Annotated in this window: 18 protein-coding genes; 8 read left to right on the top strand and 10 right to left on the bottom strand. The window is 71.4% G+C overall.

Features of this window, described 5'->3' with window-relative positions:
* Positions 1 to 5 precede the first annotated feature (5 nt).
* Together ACH54P_RS38785 and ACH54P_RS38780 are read left to right on the top strand one after the other, a co-directional pair.
* Complete coding sequence (locus ACH54P_RS38785) at positions 6 to 1,676, top strand: hypothetical protein (protein WP_489908253.1); 1,671 nt, start codon at positions 6 to 8, stop codon at positions 1,674 to 1,676.
* A 15-nt stretch (positions 1,677 to 1,691) separates the two neighbouring features.
* Positions 1,692 to 2,093: an NUDIX domain-containing protein gene (locus ACH54P_RS38780; RefSeq protein ID WP_489908252.1), complete on the top strand. Its 402-nt coding sequence runs from the start codon at positions 1,692 to 1,694 to the stop codon at positions 2,091 to 2,093.
* A gap of 269 nt (positions 2,094 to 2,362) precedes the next feature.
* On the opposite strand, the gene ACH54P_RS38775 is transcribed toward ACH54P_RS38780, so the two are convergent.
* The 3 genes from ACH54P_RS38775 to ACH54P_RS38765 all read right to left on the bottom strand — a co-directional run bounded on the left by ACH54P_RS38775 (position 2,363) and on the right by ACH54P_RS38765 (position 4,119).
* Positions 2,363 to 3,100 (bottom strand): dihydrofolate reductase family protein, encoded by a 738-nt coding sequence (locus tag ACH54P_RS38775; protein WP_489916885.1) that lies wholly within the window; start codon positions 3,098 to 3,100, stop codon positions 2,363 to 2,365.
* Positions 3,097 to 3,696: a dihydropteroate synthase gene (locus tag ACH54P_RS38770; RefSeq protein WP_489908251.1), complete on the bottom strand. Its 600-nt coding sequence runs from the start codon at positions 3,694 to 3,696 to the stop codon at positions 3,097 to 3,099. The genes ACH54P_RS38775 and ACH54P_RS38770 overlap by 4 nt, the downstream gene beginning before the upstream one ends.
* 123 nt (positions 3,697 to 3,819) lie before the next feature.
* Positions 3,820 to 4,119, bottom strand: a complete 300-nt coding sequence (locus tag ACH54P_RS38765) for a YciI family protein (protein WP_489908250.1) — start codon at positions 4,117 to 4,119, stop codon at positions 3,820 to 3,822.
* 203 nt (positions 4,120 to 4,322) lie between these two features.
* Between ACH54P_RS38765 and ACH54P_RS38760 the strand changes: the two genes are divergently transcribed.
* Genes ACH54P_RS38760 through ACH54P_RS38740 form a run of 5 tightly spaced genes read left to right on the top strand, consistent with a single transcriptional unit; the run spans position 4,323 to position 8,978 of the window.
* Positions 4,323 to 5,231, top strand: a complete 909-nt coding sequence (locus ACH54P_RS38760) for a hypothetical protein (protein ID WP_489908249.1) — start codon at positions 4,323 to 4,325, stop codon at positions 5,229 to 5,231.
* A 33-nt stretch (positions 5,232 to 5,264) separates the two neighbouring features.
* On the top strand, positions 5,265 to 6,443 hold the full coding sequence (locus ACH54P_RS38755; RefSeq protein ID WP_489908248.1) for a pyridoxal phosphate-dependent aminotransferase: 1,179 nt from the start codon (positions 5,265 to 5,267) through the stop codon (positions 6,441 to 6,443).
* 11 nt (positions 6,444 to 6,454) lie between these two features.
* On the top strand, positions 6,455 to 7,381 hold the full coding sequence (locus ACH54P_RS38750; protein WP_489908247.1) for a phosphotransferase enzyme family protein: 927 nt from the start codon (positions 6,455 to 6,457) through the stop codon (positions 7,379 to 7,381).
* 28 nt (positions 7,382 to 7,409) lie between these two features.
* On the top strand, positions 7,410 to 8,099 hold the full coding sequence (locus ACH54P_RS38745) for a TetR/AcrR family transcriptional regulator (RefSeq protein ID WP_489908246.1): 690 nt from the start codon (positions 7,410 to 7,412) through the stop codon (positions 8,097 to 8,099).
* A 27-nt stretch (positions 8,100 to 8,126) separates the two neighbouring features.
* Positions 8,127 to 8,978, top strand: coding sequence for an LLM class F420-dependent oxidoreductase (locus ACH54P_RS38740; protein WP_489908245.1), 852 nt, complete (start codon positions 8,127 to 8,129; stop codon positions 8,976 to 8,978).
* Here the strand turns inward: ACH54P_RS38740 and ACH54P_RS38735 are convergent, their stop codons facing one another.
* Both ACH54P_RS38735 and ACH54P_RS38730 read right to left on the bottom strand, forming a co-directional pair.
* Positions 8,979 to 9,695 carry a nitroreductase/quinone reductase family protein gene (locus tag ACH54P_RS38735; RefSeq protein ID WP_489908244.1) on the bottom strand — a complete coding sequence of 239 codons (717 nt, stop codon included), beginning with the start codon at positions 9,693 to 9,695 and terminating at the stop codon, positions 8,979 to 8,981. It abuts the gene before it with no gap.
* Between the two features lie 174 nt (positions 9,696 to 9,869).
* On the bottom strand, positions 9,870 to 10,706 hold the full coding sequence (locus ACH54P_RS38730) for a hypothetical protein (protein WP_489908243.1): 837 nt from the start codon (positions 10,704 to 10,706) through the stop codon (positions 9,870 to 9,872).
* Between the two features lie 61 nt (positions 10,707 to 10,767).
* Here ACH54P_RS38730 and ACH54P_RS38725 point away from each other — a divergent pair, with 61 nt between their 5' ends.
* Positions 10,768 to 12,291 (top strand): AMP-binding protein, encoded by a 1,524-nt coding sequence (locus ACH54P_RS38725; protein ID WP_489908242.1) that lies wholly within the window; start codon positions 10,768 to 10,770, stop codon positions 12,289 to 12,291.
* On the opposite strand, the gene ACH54P_RS38720 is transcribed toward ACH54P_RS38725, so the two are convergent.
* The 5 genes from ACH54P_RS38720 to ACH54P_RS38700 are packed head-to-tail and all read right to left on the bottom strand — an operon-like array spanning position 12,288 to position 17,822.
* Positions 12,288 to 13,394, bottom strand: coding sequence for an epoxide hydrolase family protein (locus ACH54P_RS38720; RefSeq protein WP_489908241.1), 1,107 nt, complete (start codon positions 13,392 to 13,394; stop codon positions 12,288 to 12,290). The two genes, ACH54P_RS38725 and ACH54P_RS38720, sit on opposite strands and share 4 nt — an antisense overlap.
* A complete protein-coding gene (locus ACH54P_RS38715) occupies positions 13,391 to 13,936 on the bottom strand; it encodes a dihydrofolate reductase family protein (RefSeq protein WP_489908240.1) in 546 nt (181 codons plus the stop codon). Before ACH54P_RS38715 ends, ACH54P_RS38720 begins: the two co-directional genes overlap by 4 nt.
* A 42-nt stretch (positions 13,937 to 13,978) precedes the next feature.
* A complete protein-coding gene (locus ACH54P_RS38710; protein WP_489908239.1) occupies positions 13,979 to 16,291 on the bottom strand; it encodes a molybdopterin-dependent oxidoreductase in 2,313 nt (770 codons plus the stop codon).
* A gap of 11 nt (positions 16,292 to 16,302) precedes the next feature.
* Positions 16,303 to 17,328, bottom strand: coding sequence for an LLM class flavin-dependent oxidoreductase (locus ACH54P_RS38705; RefSeq protein WP_489908238.1), 1,026 nt, complete (start codon positions 17,326 to 17,328; stop codon positions 16,303 to 16,305).
* Positions 17,325 to 17,822 carry an SRPBCC family protein gene (locus tag ACH54P_RS38700; protein WP_489908237.1) on the bottom strand — a complete coding sequence of 166 codons (498 nt, stop codon included), beginning with the start codon at positions 17,820 to 17,822 and terminating at the stop codon, positions 17,325 to 17,327. Before ACH54P_RS38700 ends, ACH54P_RS38705 begins: the two co-directional genes overlap by 4 nt.
* Positions 17,823 to 17,867: the final 45 nt, after the last annotated feature.

Below are 17,867 nucleotides of genomic sequence, written 5' to 3'. Positions count from 1 at the left end.
GTCCTGTGGGGGTGCACCGGATCTGGCACCACGGACTGGTCCCCACCGAGGGGAAGCGCCCCCTGGACGCGTTGCGCAGCAGGCTGATCGCCCGCCAGCGGCAGCACGAGGACTACACGGTCACCGATCTGGGCTCGTCCGACGACGGCGGATCGCGCCGGTGTGACCTGAAGTTCGCGTGGTCGGACGACGTCGGCCGCTACTCCGTTCAGGTACTGCTTTCGCTGTGCTACCACGCCGGCGAGGACCGGGTGGCGTGGCTGCTCGCCGCGGCGTGCACGCGGGCGTGGCGCAGCTGCCACCCGGCGCCGGCGCTGCGGATCGGGCTGGAGGAGCTGGGCGCGAGCGGCAGCGACGAAATCCCGATCGAGACCCCGGTGCTGGCCATGCGCGGGTGGTCCCGCAAGGAATGCGACCGCGTCGCCGACCTGCTGGGCGAGGCGCTGGTGGCGCCGTGGCGGACGTCGGCGGTGCTGGTGCTCACCGAGCCGCCGACGGTGCCGGTGGAAGGCTGGCCGGGCCTGGTCAACGTGTTCGACGTCGACAACCGCTTCCGCCGCACGCTCAACCGGCACCTCCCCCTCGGCTGCGCGCTGCCGCAGGGCGCGCGGCTGTACGTGCCGCCGTGCGACCAGCTCCCGGACTTCGTCGAAACCGCCAGCCCGGTGCCGGGCGAGGCGCTCCAAGGCGCGATCACGAGGCTCATCCAGGCGCGGAGCCGGACGCCGCTGCCGGAGGAGTGGACGGACGTGCCGAGCGTGCGGGCCTGGTACGACGCGGACCCGTTCGCCTCGCCGGAGCGGGAGCCGGACGCCGAGCTGACCGAGAAACTCGGCCGCGCCGAGCGCGAACTGGCCGAGGCGCGGGGCGTGATCACGATCCTGCGCAAGAAGTCGAAGGCCGACGCCGAGGAACGGGATCGCCGCGCGGGCGAGGTGAAGGTGCTTCGCCACCGTCTCGAAGACCTCTCCGCGACCGACGTCGCGTGCCTGCGGAAGCAGCTGGCGCAGCTGCAGGAGGAAGTGGACGACTACGCGCGCGCGTTCGAGGAGACGGAGGCCGAGCGCGACGAACTCAGGCGGGTCAACGGGTTGCTGGCGGGCACGCTGTCCCGCTACCACGACGCGGACGACGAGGTCGCCGCCGCCGAGCGCCCGCCGCGGGAGTTCCCGAGTTTCGGCGAGCTGCTCTGCGCCGCGACGGCCGGGCTCAAGCACCTCACGATCACCGCCGAGCCGGCTCCGGCCGCGATCCTCGACCACCACCCGAAAGCCGCCGCCTGGCGCCGCAAGGCGTGGGACGCCCTGCGCACCCTCGACGCGTACGCGAGCGCGCGGATGGCGTTGCTCGACGCGGGCCAGGACCCGGGGCCCGAGCTGTCCGACGTGCTCGCGTTCGCGCGCACCGGCCAGCCGGGTTCGCTGATCAGCGCCAACATCATCGCCCTGGCCGAGTCGGACACGGTGACCACGAACGAACGGCTCCGGCAGGCCCGTACGTTCCGCGTCGACCCCCGGACGAACCCGGCGGGCCGCGACTACTTCGGCGCCCACATCGCCTTGGAGCGCTTCAAATCCCCGGCTCCGCGCCTGCACTTCCTGGACGACACGGACCGCACGGGCACGGTGTACGTCGGGTACCTGGGCGCCCACCTGCCGACCTCGAAGACCAACTGAGCGAGAATCGCGCGCATGACGGAGATCGCGCACAAGCACCTGGCCTACTGCTGGATCGTTCGCGGCGACCGGGTGCTGTTCCTCCGCCGCGGGCCCGGGGTGTTCCTCGCGGGGCGGTGGGAACTGCCGGGCGGGACTGTCGAGCCGGGCGAACCCTTCGAGACCACCGCGGTGCGCGAGGTGGCGGAGGAGACCGGGTTGACCGTGCGTGTCACGGGTGAGTTGTCCCGGGACTCGTGGCCGGACGTCGCCGGGCGGGCGATGCGGGTCCACGCTTTCGTTTACACGGCACAGGAAGCCGGGGCCGGTGACGTGGTGCTCAACCCTGAGGAGCACGACGACTTCGGCTGGCTGACGGTGGCCGAGGCACGGGAACTGGAGCTGCCGTCGCACTTCCGGCGGCTGCTCGACTCGTAGGGGCAGGATTCGTGGGGGCAGCGCCACTTCACGTCGCTCGTGGCGCTGCCGGGATCTTCGGCGCTGGTCGGCGGGGGAAAGCGTCGTCGTAGTCACACCAACGACGTTACCGAACACACGTGCGAAGGTCATCGCTGAACCGGGTGAAACCCGCGCAGGAATTCCGGCGGAGATTTTCGTTGCGGTGCAAGGAAAACGAGCGCGGGTCGACGCGAGGAGCCCCCGAATTCCACGATACCGGTGACCACCGACAGAAACGGCGGGAATGGCTACCGAGGACTCAGGTACCGCAGCAAAACGCTGGCCCCGTCGGTGAGCACCGAAGCCAGCTCCAACGCGGCCGGGTCGATCGACGCGCCGATCGCCGCGCGGCCCGCCGTTCCCGCCACCAGGAAGGGGGCCACCGTCAAGCGGAACTCGTCGACCACGCCCGCCTCGATCAACGAGCCGAACAGCCTCGGCCCGCCTTCGCAGTCGATGCGGCCCAGGCCCTCGGCCACCAGGGTCGCGACCACCAGCTCGGGGGCCACCTGCTGTTCGCCCGCCACGAACACCTGAGCGCCGTTCTCCGTCCAGGCGTCCCGCAACGAAACCGGGGTCGCCTCGCACGTGAAGACCAGCGTCGGCACCAACGCCTTCGCGATCACCGGCGCGTCCGGGGGCAGGGAGCGACCCGTCGTCACCACCGCGACCGGGGCGATCGGGGCCAGCCCGAACCGGCGCCGCCGGCCGGCGGTGCGCTCGTCGGGGCGCATGCCTTCGAAACCCTCCGCCATCGCCGTGCCCGCGCCCACGAGGACCACGTCGGCCAGGTCGTTGCCGAGGCGGTAGACGATCCGGTCGGCCGGGGTCGACAGGCTCGCCGAGCGGCCCTCGACCGTGATCGCGCCGTCCGTGCTGGAGACGAAGTTCACCGCTACCCACCGGGGGTCCGCCGGGTAGCGGTACAGCTGCTCGAGGTCGTGGTCGTCGAGACCGCGCTCGACCGGCCAGATCTGGCGGATCACTCCCATCGGACCGCCTTCGCCGGCGGGCGGGTGCCCGCGATGCTCGCCGCCATCTCGGCCACGTGCCTCGTCGAGCGCACGTGCCTCGTCCGGATGATCGCCGCCCCCGCCGACGCCGCGAGCGCCGCCAGCGCCAGGCCGGCGGGCGTCCCGTCCCCGGCCACCTCGAGCAGCACCGGCACGTCCTCCGGCAGCGACGGCGCCGCGCGCAGCACCCCGACGTCCAAAACGACGCCGTCAGCCGGCAAGCCGGCCGCGTCAGGCGGTGAAGAGCAGGCGTAACCGGCGCCGAACCGCGCCGCGACGTCGGCGAGGCCGGTCCGCGCGAGGATCAGGTCGGCGCCCGCCTCACAGCCGCTCGCGGCCACCGACGGGTCCGCGGTGTCCACTCCGATGACCAGTTCGGGATAGGTCTCTCGCGCCCACGCGACCAGGGGCTCGACGCCGGTTCCGGCGAAACTCACGAGGTCGGCGCCGTCGGCGAGGGCGGTGCGGACGGCGTCCCGCGCCGACGGGAGCGCCTCGACCGCGGCCAGCACCAGCGCGCGGTCACTGCTCAACCGGCGGCCCCGGAAGACGAGGTCGGGGGTCTTCATCGCACTCTCCCTGCTGGACATCCGTGCGTCGCGATCATAAGCGAGCGCGGGCCGAGGGGTGCGCGGTCTTCGCCGGCAGGTGGCGGGGCCTCGTCGCCGGGCCACCCGGCCGTGGCGGACTCCTCAGGAGGCGATGGCCTCGTTGATCGCCAGCAGCTCCTGAGCGGTGCGCGTGGCGGTGAACTCGATGACGTCGTAACGGGCGAGCCGACGGACGACGAACGGATCGCTGGCGAGCACGGCGTCGAGCTTGCCGCGCAGGCACGGGCGGGTCAGGATCACCTGGTCGGCCGCGCCGTTGCCCTTTCCGGAAACGAGGAAGATTCCCTTCGTGAATTGCTTGCGCAACCAGTCCGAATGGTCCGGTAGCGCGTAGTCGACTTCTGTTTCGGGTGCCGTGTAGGTCAGCAGGGCGATGTACATGATTCGATAGTAGGACTCCGGGGACCGCGCCGCATCCGCCTGCCGAGTGGCACCGGACACCATTTTTGGCAATGGCTTGTTCAAGAATCACCAATGATTCTTTACCGAATTTCTCCGATATTGCCGTACGCCCGTCGGCGTACGTCGTGGTGTCGACGCCGGGCCGACGCGGCGCGGGCCCGCCGCGGGCGACACTTCGGGTCATGAACGCACTGACCCGGATCCGGCACGACGGCAGGCGAGCCGAGCGCGTCGCCTACGCCGTCGGCGCGGCCCTGTTCCTGAGCGGCACCGTGCACGCGATCGTGCTCATCGCCACCGGCGGCTCGTGGCTGGGACCGCTGTCGATGCGCAAGGCCGTCACCTTCGGGTGGTCGTTCGGGCTGACGCTCGCGTCGGTCGCCTGGGCGACGTCGTTCCTCACCGTCCGCCCCCGGCTGCGCGCCGTCCTGCTCGGCGCGTTCACCGCGGCGAGCGTCGCCGAGGTCGCGCTGGTCAGCATGCAGGCCTGGCGCGGCGTGCCATCGCACTTCAACTTCGAGACGTCGTTCGACAACGCCGTTTCGATGACGCTCGCCGCGGGCGGCGGCGTGATCATCCTGACCGTCATCGGCTTCACGGCCGCGGCGCTCGTCGAACCCGGTCCGGACGCGCCGAGCCTGCGCCTGGCCATCCGCGCGGGCCTCGTCGTGCTGCTGGTCGCGCTGGCCACCGGCGCCGTGATGATCGGCCGCGGCGTCGTCGCGGCGCGCGGCGGGGACCCGCAGCTGGCCTACACGACGGCGGGCGCGCTCAAGCCGCTGCACGCGGTGGCGATGCACGCGATCCTCGTGCTGCCCGCGCTCGCGTGGGTCCTGAGGTTCACGCGGTGGCCCGAGACGCACCGGCTGCTGGTCGTGAAGGTCGCGGTCGCCGCCGACGCCGTGCTGACCGCCGTGGTCGGCGTCGAGTCCTTCACCGACGTCTCGCCGCTCGCCGCACCGCTGCCGGTGCTCGCGCTGTCCGTGCTGGCCGCGGCCGTGCTCGCCGGGACGGGGAGCTACGCCCTGTCCGGCGTTGAACCGGCCATCCGATTCGTACGTATCCCGATTGGGAAGGCAAGGGGCCGGTAAAACGGCGGACGGAGACCACGCGTGCGGCACGGTATGACGACCAAAGGCCTTTTCCAGCAGAGCGCGGCCCACAGCCCGTCGTTCTTCTCCGTGGCCAGGGCGATGGGCCAGCACGCGGACGACCTCGCGGACTTCTGCATCCCCTGCAACCCGTACTTCCCGACCGACGAGATGTTCGGCGAGCTGGAGCGGAACCTCCGCACCATCCTCAAGTTCTACCCGAGCGACGCCGGCGCGATCACCGCGCAGCTGGCGAGCGTGCTGCGGCTCAACCCGTCGACGATTTCGCTCGCCAACGGCTCGACCGAGCTGATCACCTGGATCGACCAGCTGCTGATCGGGTCCAGCATCGCCGTGCCGATCCCGACGTTCGGCCGCTGGACCGACCAGCCGCTGGAAACCGGCAAGCGCGTCGACATGTTCCTGCTGAAGGAAGCCAGCAACTTCGAGCTCCGCGTGGACGAGTACATCGAGTTCATCAAGCGCCGCGGCTCCCGGGTCGCGGTGCTGTGCAACCCGAACAACCCCGACGGCGGGTACCTGCCGCGCCGCGAGGTGATCCGGTTCATGGACGCCCTCGAGGACCTCGACCTGGTGGTGATCGACGAGTCGTTCATCGACTTCGTCGAAGTGGAGATGAACCCGTCGGTGGCCGCCGAAGCCGTCGTCCGGCCGAACGTCATCGTGCTGAAGAGCCTCGGCAAGAACTTCGGGCTGCACGGGATCCGGTTCGGCTACCAGGTGTCGAACCCGGCGCTGACGCGGAAGCTGTCGGCCGCGCTGCCGAAGTGGAACCTCAACTCGCTCGCCGAGACGGTGATCTTCATGCTCGCCGAGCGCCGCGCGGAGTACGAGGACAGCCTCAAGAAGCTCGCCCTCGACCGGTTCATGATGAACTCGCAGCTCGGGCAGTTCCAGGAGCTGACGGTGTACCCGTCGCAGGCGAACTTCCTGCTCGTCAAGCTGCCCGGCTCGGTCGACGGCGCCGAGCTGTGCGACTACCTGCTCGCCGAGCACCACCTGCTGGTGCGCCAGTGCGGCAACAAGATCGGGATGACCAGCCAGTTCATGCGCTTCGGGGTGCGGCCGGACACCGAAGTCGAGCGGCTGGTCGAAGGACTGCGCGGCGTGGAGCGGCTGGGCGGCGGCCGGCACACGCCGACGATCGAGCTGGTCTCGCACTCGCGCGAGCCGGAACGGTCGATCAGCTGAGCACGTGGGCGATGGCCGACTTCGCCGCGAACAACCGGCCGTTCGCCGAACTCGACCGCTCTGGGCGCACCCGACGCCTGCGCCGGCTCGCCGAAGCGGCGTTGACCGCCTACGACGTCCCGGTGGCCCGGCTGACCCCGCTGACGCACGGGCTCAACACGGCGTTCCGCGTCGACGGCGCGGACGGCCGGCGGTACGTGCTGCGCGTGCAGCGGCCGAACGGGCCGGGCGCCGCGCAGGTGCGCTCCGAGATGGCCTGGCTCGCCGCGCTGGGCCGCGAAACCGACCTCGTCGTCCCGCGGCCGGTGCCGACGCGCGCGCGGGACCTGGTCACCGTGGTCGCCGACCCCGCCGTGCCCGAACCGCGGACCTGCGTGCTCTGCCACTGGGTCGAAGGCCGGTTCGTCGACGAGCGGCTCAGCGCGCCGCAGCTGTACGCGGTGGGCGAGTTCACCGCCCGGCTGCACCGGCACGGCGCGCGGATGCACGGGCTCGACCGCGGCCGGGTCGACGACCTCACCGAGTTCGGCCGGTCGCAGGTGGACGGCTTCTCCGCAGCGTCCGTCGAGCGGGCGGTCGCGCTGGCCGGCGGCGACGAACGGGTGCGCGCCACCGTGCTGCGGGCCCGCGCGGTGCGGGCCGAGCTGGGACGCGGCGCCGACGTCTTCGGGCTGGTGCACGGCGACCTGCACCAGGACAACTACCTGTTCCGCCGGGGCCGGGTGCGGGCGATCGACTTCGACGACTGCGGGTTCGGGCACTACGCCTACGACCTCGCCGTGGCCATCGGCCGGCTCGAGCACTTGCCGCAGCGAGCCGAACTGCGCGAGGCGCTGCTGGACGGCTACCGGTCGGTGCGCCCGGCCGGGGCGACGACCGATCCGGACGTCCTGGCCGCCTTCGCCGGACTGCGCGAGGTCCAGTTGCGGCTGCGCTGACGTTACACACCGGCGTTACAATTGCTATATGGCCGGACGATCGAGCAACGCCACCAGTACCCGCGACCGCCTGCTGCTGGCCGCCGGGCAGCTCCTGCACGAGGCGGACGGCGGCCCGGTTTCGACCCGGGCCATCTGCGAGCGCGCCGGCGTCCAGGCGCCGACGCTGTACCACCACTTCGGCAGCAAGCAGGGCCTGCTCGACGCCGTCGTGAACTACGGCTTCACCCAGTACGTCCAGGCCCCGTCGCCGGACGGCGACCCGGTCGACCGGATCCGCGCGGGCTGGGACCGGCACGTCGAATACGGTCTGGCGCACCCCGCGTTCTACGTGCTGCTCTACGGCCAGATCGAGCCCGGTGTGCCGTGCAACCTCACGTCGAGCGCCGAGGCGATGCTGCTGGAGCTGTTCACGCCGCTGGCGCGCGACGGCCGGCTGCGCGTCGAGGCGGCCGAAGCCGCGCGCCAGCTCGCGGCGGCGAACACCGGGGTCACCCTCAGCCTGATCGCCCAGCCCGAGGAAGCCCGTGACCTGACCATGTCCGCGCAGGTCAGAGAGGCCGTCCTGGCCGGGCTGCTCGCCGAGCGGCCGGCGGAAGGGTCGTCGGTGAGCGCCCTCGCTGTCGCTTTGTCGACCGCGCTCGCGGACGACGTCGACGAGCTGACCACGACCGAACGGCAGCTGCTGCGGGAATGGCTGCACCGCCTCTCGAACTAACGCGATACATTTGCTACATTAGGTCGTATGACAAGTGTAGTGAACCTCGGCACCTACGGCGTGTTCCTGTCCCCGCACCGCGACGACGTGACCCGCAAGCAGCACGCCATCGCGGCGGACAAGCTCGGCTACGGCACGGCCTGGCTCGGCACCGGGCGCGCCTCGATCAGCGACCTCGCCTTCGTCGAAGACATCCTGGCCTCGACCGAGCGGATCACCGTGGCGACGGCGATCGTGAACGTCTGGGCCGACGCGCCGGAGCCGCTGGCCGAGTCGTACCACCGGCTCGCGGAGCGCTACGGAAAGCGCTTGCTGCTGGGAATCGGCGTCGGCCACCCCGAGTCCGTCACCGGCTACCACAGCCCGTACGCCACGCTCGTCGACTTCCTCGACCGGCTCGACGCCGCCGGCGTGCCCATCGAGGCCCGGGTGCTCGCCGCGCTCGGCGACCGGGTCCTGGAACTGGCCAAGGACCGCACGGCGGGCGCGCACCCGTACCTCGTCCCGGTCGAGCACACGCGGCACGCCCGGTCGGTCCTGGGCGCGGGCAAGATCCTGGCCCCGGAACAGAAAGTCGTCGTCGGCGCCCCCGAGGAGGCCCGCGAAGTCGGCCGCGCCTTCATCCGCGAGCCCTACCTCGGGTTGCGCAACTACGTGAACAACCTGCTCCGCCACGGGTACACCGAGGCCGACGTCGCCGACGGCGGCAGCGACCGCCTGATCGACGACCTCGCTTTCCACGGCACGCCCGAGGAGATCGCGAAGGGGCTGCGGTCCCATCTGGACGCCGGCGCCGACCACGTGGCCGTCCAGGTGATCGGCCGGTCCGCCGAGGTCGAGGCCGAGAACCACCGGCAGCTGGCCGAAGTGCTGCTCTGATCAGCCGGGCGCGGGCAGGAGGGCGTTCAGCGCGGTGACGATCGTGCGCTCCTCGTAGGCGAAGTGGTCGTCCAAAGCGGACGCCAGCCGGTCGAACTCGGCCCGCAGGCGAGCCGGATCGCTTTCCTCGTCGGCGAGCCGCTGGATCTCCTCCTGCAACCGCGCCACGACGACGTGCTCCTCGCCCAGCTTCTCCAGCGTGGGCGCGAGCGCCGGGAACCGCGCGGCCAGCATGGGGAAGATCGCGGCGTCCTCCCCGGAGTGGTGCCGGGTGATCGCGGCGCAGAAGCCGGAGCACCGCGTGCTCAGGCGCTGCGATCCACCGTCGCGCAGGTCCCGCAGCTCGGCGCGCAGCCAGTCGTGCACCTCGACGAGCCAGTCGCCCATGCGGCGCACGGCATCGAGCCGGTGCAGCTCGATGACCGGCAGCACGCGAGCCGTTCTCGCCTGGTAGTCCGCGAACCCCGGTTCGCGCGCGACGATCTCGGCGAACAACGCGTCGCGGTCGGGCGCGATCGCGGCCATCGCCTCGAACGTCTCGGCTTCCGTTTCCACCGTGACCAACGGGTTCCGGCGGATGTTGTGGTACCAGGCGGGGTGCTTCGGCGAGCCCATCGCCGAAGCGACGACGACCAGCCGGCCGTCGATGTCGAGCAGTCCCAAGGGAACCCGGTGTTTCCGGCCCGAGCGGGCACCGGTCGTGGTGAGCTGGATCAAGTTGCTCCTTCGGCGATGAAGTGATCACCGGAGGCCCGTGAGCCGACACGGAATGGGCGCGCGGAAGGCACACTCCTGCCAGGAAAGGCAGAATGTGTCGAACTCAAGGGGGCTGAGTAGCCACTACCTCCGTGCGTAGGCCCATCCGGGGCGCATCCGCACAGTAGCACGGGATCAGCGGGCGGCGTCGGCGGCTTTCTCGGCTTCGCCGGCGGCCGCGTCGGCCTGTTCGTAGGCTTCCTTGGCCTTCTCGAACTCGGCCGTCGCGCGCCCGGCGCGTTCCTCGGCCTCGGCGAGGCGGGTGCGCAGGTCTTCGACGCGGGCGTTCGCCTGCTCGGCCGCGCGTTCGGTGCGCACCAGGTCGCGCTCGGCCACCGCGCGCTCCTTGGCCAGCTCGGCGGCCTGCTTGCGCAGGCGCTCGCGTTCCGCGCGGGCCTTCGCCCGTTCCTCTTCCTCGCGCCGGTGGTCGCGCTTCGGCTCCGCCGGTTCGGCTTTCTCCACCAGCTTCGCCGGCCGCTTCTGTGTCTTGCCCGTCGACGGCGGCGCGCTCGCGGCGAGGGAGAACCACTGGTCGGTGTCCTGGTGCGCCACCGACGTCAGCCGCCCGGCGAGCGCGAGGGCCGCGGTGTCCGGGTCGGCCGCGACGGCTTCCAGCGTGGCCTCGACCTCGCGGGACACGGTGTCGCTCATCGACGGCAGCCCGTGGACGATCCGCCGCACCAGGTCGCCGCGACGCCGGGTCAGCGCGCGCAGGTCGTCGCCGGCCAGGCGGGTGTGCGCGTCCCGCAGCTCGTCGCCCAGCTCGGCCAGCTCGCGCAGCTCGTCCGGGTCTTCCCGGGCCAGCCGGTTCACGATCGCCGCCGCCGTGGTCGGCTTCCGCAGGTCCCGGATCCGGGCCGCGAGCTCGGCGTTCCCCTCGGCCTTCGCGGCCTTCGCCGCCGCGTTGCGCGCGCTGACGAACTCCGCGAGGTCACCCCCGTAGAGCTCGCCGGCCACCGTGTCGAAGTCCATCGTGTACCAGCGAACCACATCGGACTGGTGCGAGCACCTGCGACGAGTCATCATCGGGGGCATGTTCTTCGATCTGGCTGTCCGGGACTTCCTCGACCGCGCGGAGACGGTGTACCCGGACCGCGTCGCCGTGGTCGACGAGCCGGACCAGCCCGCGCCGAGCTGGGGCTCGCTGACCTACCGCGAGGTGGCGCACCGCGCCCGGGCGCAGGCCGCCAACCTCGACGCGCTGGGGGTGCCGGCCGGCGGCCGCGTCGCGATGGTGTCGCACAACGCGGCGCGGCTGCTCGTGTCGTTCTTCGGCGTGTCCGGCTGGGGCCGGATCCTGGTGCCGGTGAACTTCCGGCTCGCCCCGGCCGAGGTCGAGTACATCGTGGAGCACTCCGGCGCGGAGGTGCTGATCGTCGACCCGGAGCTGGAGCACCTGCTGGAGACGGTGACGGCGAAGCACGTCTTCGTCCTCGGCCGCGACGACGAGGCGATCTGGGGCGGCGACGGGACACCGCGGCCGTGGGACGGCGACGAATCGGCCACGGCGACCATCAACTACACCTCCGGGACGACCGCGCGGCCGAAGGGCGTGCAGCTCACCCACCGCAACATCTGGCTGAACGCCGTCGTCTTCGGCCTGCACACGACGTTGACCGACGACGACGTCCTGCTGCACACCCTGCCGATGTTCCACTGCAACGGCTGGGGCATGCCGTACGCGGTGACCGGCCTCGGCGGGCGGCACATCGTGCTGCGGAAGGTCGACGGCACCGAGATCCTGCGGCGCATCGAAGAGCACGGCGTGACGATCCTGTGCGCCGCGCCGGCGGTGGTGACGGCCGCCCTCGACGGCGCCGCGACCTGGGACGGCGAGATCCCGGGCCGCGACCGCGTCCGGATCGTCGTGGCCGGCGCGCCGCCGCCGACGCGCACGATCGAGCGGGTGCGGGCGGAGCTGGGCTGGGAGTTCATCCAGATCTACGGGCTCACCGAGACCGCGCCGCTGCTGACGGTCAACCGGATGCGCAGCGAGTGGGCGGACCTCGACCCGCACGAGCAGGCCCGGCTGCTGGGCCGGGCGGGAACGCCCGCGCTGGGCGTGCGGATCGCCGTCGACACGGACGGCGAGGTGCTCGCGCAGTCGAACCACAACTTGGACGGTTACTGGGAGAACCCTTCGGAAACCGCGCGGGTCCAGGACGGCGGCTGGTTCCACACGGGTGACGGCGGGACCTTCTCGGAGGGCTACCTGACGATCGCGGACCGCAAGAAGGACGTGATCATCTCGGGCGGCGAGAACGTGTCGTCGATCGAGGTGGAGGACGCGCTCAGCTCCCACCCGGCGGTCCGCGAGGCCGCGGTGATCGGCATCCCGGACGAGAAGTGGGGCGAGCTGGTGACGGCGCTGGTCGTCACGTCGTCGTCGGTCACCTCGGAGGAGCTGATCCAGCACTGCCGCTCGTACCTGGCGGGGTACAAGTGCCCGAAGCGGGTGGAGTTCCTGGACGAGCTCCCCCGGACGGCGACGGGGAAGATCCAGAAGTTCAAGCTCCGGGAGCCGTTCTGGAAGGGCCAGTCGAGGCAGGTGAACTAGCGGACCAGGCGGAAGAACGTCCGCACCTCCTCGACGAACAGCTCCGGCTGTTCATAAGCCGCGAAGTGCCCTCCCCGCTCCAGCTCGTTCCAGTGCCGGATGTCCGTGTACCGCCGCGAAGCCCACCGACGCGATGGCCGTGGCATCTCCGCCGGGAAGATCGAACAGCCCGTCGGGACGTCCACCGTGTCGTCCGTGGCCTCCGCGAACCACTTCTGCACCTTCCGGATGCTCTCCCAGTACAGCCGCGCCGACGACGCCGCCGTGCCCGTGAGCCAGTACAGCGTGATGTCGTCCAGGAGCTGGTCGCGGGTGAACGGGAAGCCGTCCGACCAGGCGTGGAACTTCTCCACCAGCCAGCCGCACAGGCCGGCCGGGGAGTCGAGCAGGCCGTAACCCACCGTCTGGGGGCGGGTCGACTGCAGCACCGAATACCCGTCCTCCCAGCGCTGCGCGTGCTCCAACGCCGCCAGCGAAGCCCGCTCTGCCGGAGTCAGGTCGTCGAACGTCGCCGGGTCCGGGGCCGCGATCGGCGGGTTCAGGTGGATGCCCGCCAGGTGCGCCGCGTCCTGCTGGGCGAGGGACGTCGTGATCGACGTTCCCCAGTCACCGCCCTGGGCGCCGTAGCGTGAGTAGCCGAGGCGGGCCATCAGCACCGCCCACGCCGCCGCGATGCGCTCGATGCCCCAGCCCGGCGACGCCGGCTTGTCGCTGAAACCGTAACCCGGCAGCGAGGGGATCACCAGGTGGAACTCGCGCGACAGCGGCTCGATCACCGGCAGGAACTCGAACACCGAGCCCGGCCAGCCGTGCGTCAGGATCAGCGGCAGCGCGTCGGACCGGGCCGAGCGCACGTGCAGGAAGTGGATGCCCAGGCCGTCGATTTCCGTGCGGTACTGCGGAAACCCGTTGAGCCGCGCCTCCGCGCGCCGCCAGTCGTACCCGGACGCCCAGTACTCGCACAACGAGCGCAGGTAGCCCAGCGGCGTGCCCTGGCTCCAGTCGTCCACCGGCTCGGCCTCCGGCCAGCGGGTCCGGCGCAACCGCGCACGCAGATCGTCGAGGTCGGCCTCGGGCACCTCGACGCGGAACGGCGTGATCACGCCGGGACGTAGGTCAGCTGGACGACGCCGTTGGCGAACGTCGCCGACTTCGTGAGTTCCAGCGGGAAACTCGCGCCCTCCTGGGGGAACAGCCGCTTCCCGTGGCCGACGACGATCGGGTACAGCAGCAGGTTCAGCTCGTCGACCAGGCCTTCGGACAGCAGCCACCGCACCGCCGTGGTGCTGCCGCTGGTCATGATGTCGCCGCCGGGCCCGGCCTTCAGCGCGCGGACGGCTTCGGCCGGGTCGCCGGTCAGCAGCGTCGAGTTGTGCCAGCCGACCTCGGACAACGTCGACGACAGCACGTACTTGCGCACGTTGTTCATGAACTCGGCGCCTTCGTCGTCCTCGACGGTCCGGCCCGGCCACGCCTCGGCGAACCCCTCGTAGGTCACCCGCCCGAGCAGCATCGCGTCGGCCGCGGCCATCCCGCCGCCGACGGCCTGCCCGATTTCGTCGCTCCAGTACCGGAGTGACCACTTGTCCGGCGCCTCGACCACGCCGTCGAGCGAGATGAACAGGTTCGAAACGATCTTGCGCATGGGCCCCCTTCGGTCAGGGTCCCACTATAAACCGGCGAAACGCTACGACCGTCCACTTGCGACGGTTTCCCGCACGCGCGCGCTGTCCGCCTCGGCCCGGGCGCGTTCCTCCTCCGTCGCCGGCTCGAGCCGCGCCGGGACGTCCTTGTGGTGCGGGGTGCCCGCGATCGGGTCGCGGTCCAGTGCGTCCGTGAGCAGGTTGATCCGCGGGCCGCTGACCACCCGGCGGCCGTGCGCGTCCGGGTGCGCCATGCCGTAGCCGTGCGGCAGCGCGAGCTGGCCCGGCCGCAGCCCGGGATCGGCCTCCGCCCGGACCACCACCCGGCCCGACGCCGTCACGACCGCCACCCAGTCGCCCGGTGCCGCACCGATCGACGCCAGTTCCTCGGGACGCGCGCGCAGGGCGCCGTCCGGATCGGTGCGGCGCCAGCGCGGGTCACGCAGGATCTGGTTCGCGTTGTGCGCCCGCCGCTGCCCGTTGACCAGCGAAAACGGGTACGCCGGGTCCGGGCGTTCGGCGTCCGGGTCGAGCGCACCGAGCCAGTCCAGCAGTTCCGGCACGGCCAGCCGGACGCGCTCGCGGCGCATCAGGCTCCACACCTCGTCCTGCTCGTGGGTGGAGAACGGCGTCGGGCCCGACAGCACCCGCGAGAACAGCTCCTCGCCGAGCCGCGCCCCGGTGGCGTCGCTGCCCAGCGCGCGCTGCACCGGCACGGTCATCGACTTCGCCGCGCGGTGGCAGCCCGCCCACAGCGGCGCGATCGACGCCGCGCCGCCGGGCAGCGACGCGCCCAGCGTGCGGTAGAGCAGCACGGGCAGGATCGCCGCGCGTTCGGGCATCGCCTGGACCAGCGCCGCGATCCCGGGCTGCAGCTCCGAACGCGGCCGCGAGGCCAGCGACGCGAGGACGTCCGGCGCCGGCAGCACGCCGAGGGCGTCGAACAGCCGCGTGTAGATCTCGGCTTCGACGAGCGTGCCCGGCAGCGGGTCCAGCAACGGCGGCCGCAGCTGGAAGTAGTTCGTCGGCCACTCGAAGGTGAAGAGCGTGAACTCCCACTTCTCGTGCTGGGACGCCGCGGGGAGCACGTAGTCCGCCAGCGCGGCCGTCTCGGTGTAGGCGACGTCGACAACCACGGACAGCTCCGCCGCCCGCAGAGCGCGTTCGACGTCCCGCGTGCCCGCGAAGGTGTTGGCCGGGTTCGACGACTCCACCCACACCGCGCGGACGCGGTTCGGGTGGTCGGTGAGGATCTCCTCGGCCAGGGTGTTCGCCGGCAGCAGGCCGCCGATGTACTCGAACCCGGTGACCTCCGACCGCTGCCCGGTGGTCGAGCCCCACAGCGGCAGCAGCCACGAGTGCAGGTTGTTCGTGCCGCGGCGGCCGAAGTGCCCGGTGAGCAGGTACAGCAGCTTCTCGAGGTAGCTGTTGAGCGTCGAGTGCCTGCCCTGCTGGATGCCCAGCTCGACGCGCACGGTCATCGCGCGCGAGGCCAGGATCAGGTCGACCGCCCGCTCGACGTCCACACGGGACACTTCGGCGTGCGCGATCCACTCGTCCACCGGCACTTTCGCCAGCACGGCGGCGACCTCGTCGAACCCTTCGGTTCGGGTGGCGAGGAACTCCTCGTCGGCGCCGCCGCGCTCGAGCAGCAGCGCCAGCACCGCGCCCAGCAGGTAGGCGTCGGTGCCCGGGCGCAGCGGGAGGTGCAGGTCGGCGATCTCCGCGGTCTCGGTGCGCCGCGGGTCGATCACGATCATCTTGCGCGAGGGGTCGTTCTTGATCGTGTTGAGCGCGTGCCGGGCGTTGCTGAACCCGTGGGCCTGCCAGGGGTTGCAGCCCAGGACGAGCAGCAGGTCGCAGTGCTCGACGTCCTCGGCGGTGTGGACGAGCGTCGAGCCGAACATCTGCCCGTTGACCCAGAAGTCGCCGGTCTTCTCCTGCGACAGCGCGTTGAAGTGGCGCGTCGAGTTCATCCACTTCAGCAGCGACGCGCCGTACGCGCCGCCGGAGTGGTTGCCCTGACCACCGCCGCCGACGTAGGCGAACGAGCCGGGCCGCCCGGCCGCGGTGTCGGCGTCCCGGATCGCGCGCAGCTTGGCGGCGATCTCGGTGAGCGCGGTGTCCCAGTCGATCGGCTCGTGCGTGCCGTCGGGGCGTCGGCGCAGCGGCGTCGTCAGCCGGTCGTCGTGGTCGCCGTACCAAGTCAGGCGCTGGGCCTTCTGGCAGAGGTACCCCGCCGACCGCGGGTGCGCCTTGTCGCCGCGGACGCGGGTGATCTGCCGGCCGTCGAGCTGCACCTCCAGCCCGCAGTTGAGGTAGCAGAGGCTGCACGCGGTGCGGTGCCACTCGCTCATGGCGTTCCCCTTCACAGCAGGTCCAGCGCGCGGCCGAGGGTGGTCAAGCGCGCTTCGAGCGTTTCGCCGGCCGGGTACAGCCGGACGGTGTCGATCCCGGTGGCGCGCCAGACGCGCAACCGCTCGCGGACCATCTCTTCGGTGCCGATCAGCGTCGTGCCGAGCACCATTTCGTCGGTGACGAGCGCGGTGGCGCCGTCGCGGTCGCCGGCCTGCCAGCGCTCGCGGACCTCGGCGGCGACGTCCGCCCAGCCCTGGCGGCTGTAGGCGTTGTTGTAGAAGTTCGTGGTGGCCGAGCCCATCCCGCCGAGGCTGAAGGCGAGTTCCTTCTTGCGGCCGCCGACCATGACGCGCAGTTCGTCCTCGTTGTCGGCGAAGGCGACTTCGGCGCCCTGGCAGACGTCGATGTCCTTGCGCGTGCGGCCCGCCTTCGCGAGCCCGGCGTCGAGGTGGCTGAAATACGCGTCGGCGCCTTCGGGGACGAAGCTGGTGCCGAGCCAGCCGTCCGCGACCTCGCCGGTGAGCTCCAGCAGCTTCGGCGACAGCGTCGCGAGGTAGATCGGGATGTCCGGGTTCGCCGCGGTGGACAGCCGCATCGGCCGGGTCTCGCCGGGCAGCGGGATTTCGAACGCCTGGCCGGAGAACGAAATCTTCTCCCCGGCGAAGGCCTGGCGGATGATCTCGACCGTCTCCCGCATCCGCGTCAGCGGCTTCGCGAAGCCGACGCCGTGCAGGCCTTCGATCACCTGCGGCCCGGACGGGCCGAGGCCGAGCGCGAACCGGCCGCCGGACAGGTCGGCGAGGGTGAGCGCGGCCTGCGCGATCGCGACGGGCGTGCGCGTGCCGAGCTGGATGATCCCGGAGCCGAGCCGGATCCGGTCGGTGCGGGCGGCGAGGTAGCCGAGCGCGGACGGCGCGTCCGAGCCCCACGCTTCGGCGACCCAGCAGACGTCGAGGCCGAGTTTCTCCGCCTCCAGCACGAAGTCCAGCGTCGTGCGGGTGTCCTTGGAGAACTCGACGGTGGTCGCGGTCCTCATCGGCGTTCGATCCGGTCCTTGATCGCGGCGAGGTTGCCGGTCATCGCCGTTTCGAACTCCCGCATGCGGACGAAGACGATCTTCTGTTCCTTCTCCGGCATCCGGTCGATGGCGAACGACAGCCCGGACCGGCCGGGGCCCATCCGCATCCACTGCGAAAGCCGCGTGCCGCCGTCCTCGGGTTCGAGGGTGAACTTCCAGACCGCGCTGGGCTCGTCCGGGTCCGCGACGGCCCACGCGAACACGCGCGGCGCTTCGCACTCGACGACGTACGACGTCGTCTCCCACTCGCCGAACGCGTCGTGCTTGCTGCGGCCGACGAACTTGCGGCCGACCGCGCCGTCGCACCACGCGACGGACTGCAGTTCGGCGCTCATCTCGGGCATCAGCCCGATGTCGGCGACCACCGGCCAGACGTCCTCGGGAGCGGCGTCGATCCACGTCGACACCTCGGCCGTCGGCAGGTCGGCGTACCTCGCCCCGGTCCACTCCATCGTGGTCGCACCCCTTTCGAAGAGCCGCTTGACCACGATAGTTGC

The sequence above is a fragment of the Amycolatopsis sp. N2S4-7 genome (genome assembly GCF_058119595.1).
The sequence above is the reverse complement of the archived record's forward strand: the minus strand, read 5'-3'. Positions and strand labels throughout refer to the sequence as shown.

Bases quoted from the DNA above. Each gene is read 5' to 3' on its own strand.
- ACH54P_RS38750 (WP_489908247.1), top strand. From the start codon at position 6,455: ATGGCCGACTTCGCCGCGAACAACCGGCCGTTCGCCGAACTCGACCGC.
- ACH54P_RS38705 (WP_489908238.1), bottom strand. From the start codon at position 17,328: ATGAGGACCGCGACCACCGTCGAGTTCTCCAAGGACACCCGCACGACG.
- ACH54P_RS38745 (WP_489908246.1), top strand. From the start codon at position 7,410: ATGGCCGGACGATCGAGCAACGCCACCAGTACCCGCGACCGCCTGCTG.
- ACH54P_RS38755 (WP_489908248.1), top strand. From the start codon at position 5,265: ATGACGACCAAAGGCCTTTTCCAGCAGAGCGCGGCCCACAGCCCGTCG.
- ACH54P_RS38730 (WP_489908243.1), bottom strand. From the start codon at position 10,706: ATGGACTTCGACACGGTGGCCGGCGAGCTCTACGGGGGTGACCTCGCG.
- ACH54P_RS38700 (WP_489908237.1), bottom strand. From the start codon at position 17,822: ATGGAGTGGACCGGGGCGAGGTACGCCGACCTGCCGACGGCCGAGGTG.
- ACH54P_RS38740 (WP_489908245.1), top strand. From the start codon at position 8,127: ATGACAAGTGTAGTGAACCTCGGCACCTACGGCGTGTTCCTGTCCCCG.
- ACH54P_RS38770 (WP_489908251.1), bottom strand. From the start codon at position 3,696: ATGAAGACCCCCGACCTCGTCTTCCGGGGCCGCCGGTTGAGCAGTGAC.
- ACH54P_RS38725 (WP_489908242.1), top strand. From the start codon at position 10,768: ATGTTCTTCGATCTGGCTGTCCGGGACTTCCTCGACCGCGCGGAGACG.
- ACH54P_RS38710 (WP_489908239.1), bottom strand. From the start codon at position 16,291: ATGAGCGAGTGGCACCGCACCGCGTGCAGCCTCTGCTACCTCAACTGC.
- ACH54P_RS38765 (WP_489908250.1), bottom strand. From the start codon at position 4,119: ATGTACATCGCCCTGCTGACCTACACGGCACCCGAAACAGAAGTCGAC.
- ACH54P_RS38760 (WP_489908249.1), top strand. From the start codon at position 4,323: ATGAACGCACTGACCCGGATCCGGCACGACGGCAGGCGAGCCGAGCGC.
- ACH54P_RS38780 (WP_489908252.1), top strand. From the start codon at position 1,692: ATGACGGAGATCGCGCACAAGCACCTGGCCTACTGCTGGATCGTTCGC.
- ACH54P_RS38715 (WP_489908240.1), bottom strand. From the start codon at position 13,936: ATGCGCAAGATCGTTTCGAACCTGTTCATCTCGCTCGACGGCGTGGTC.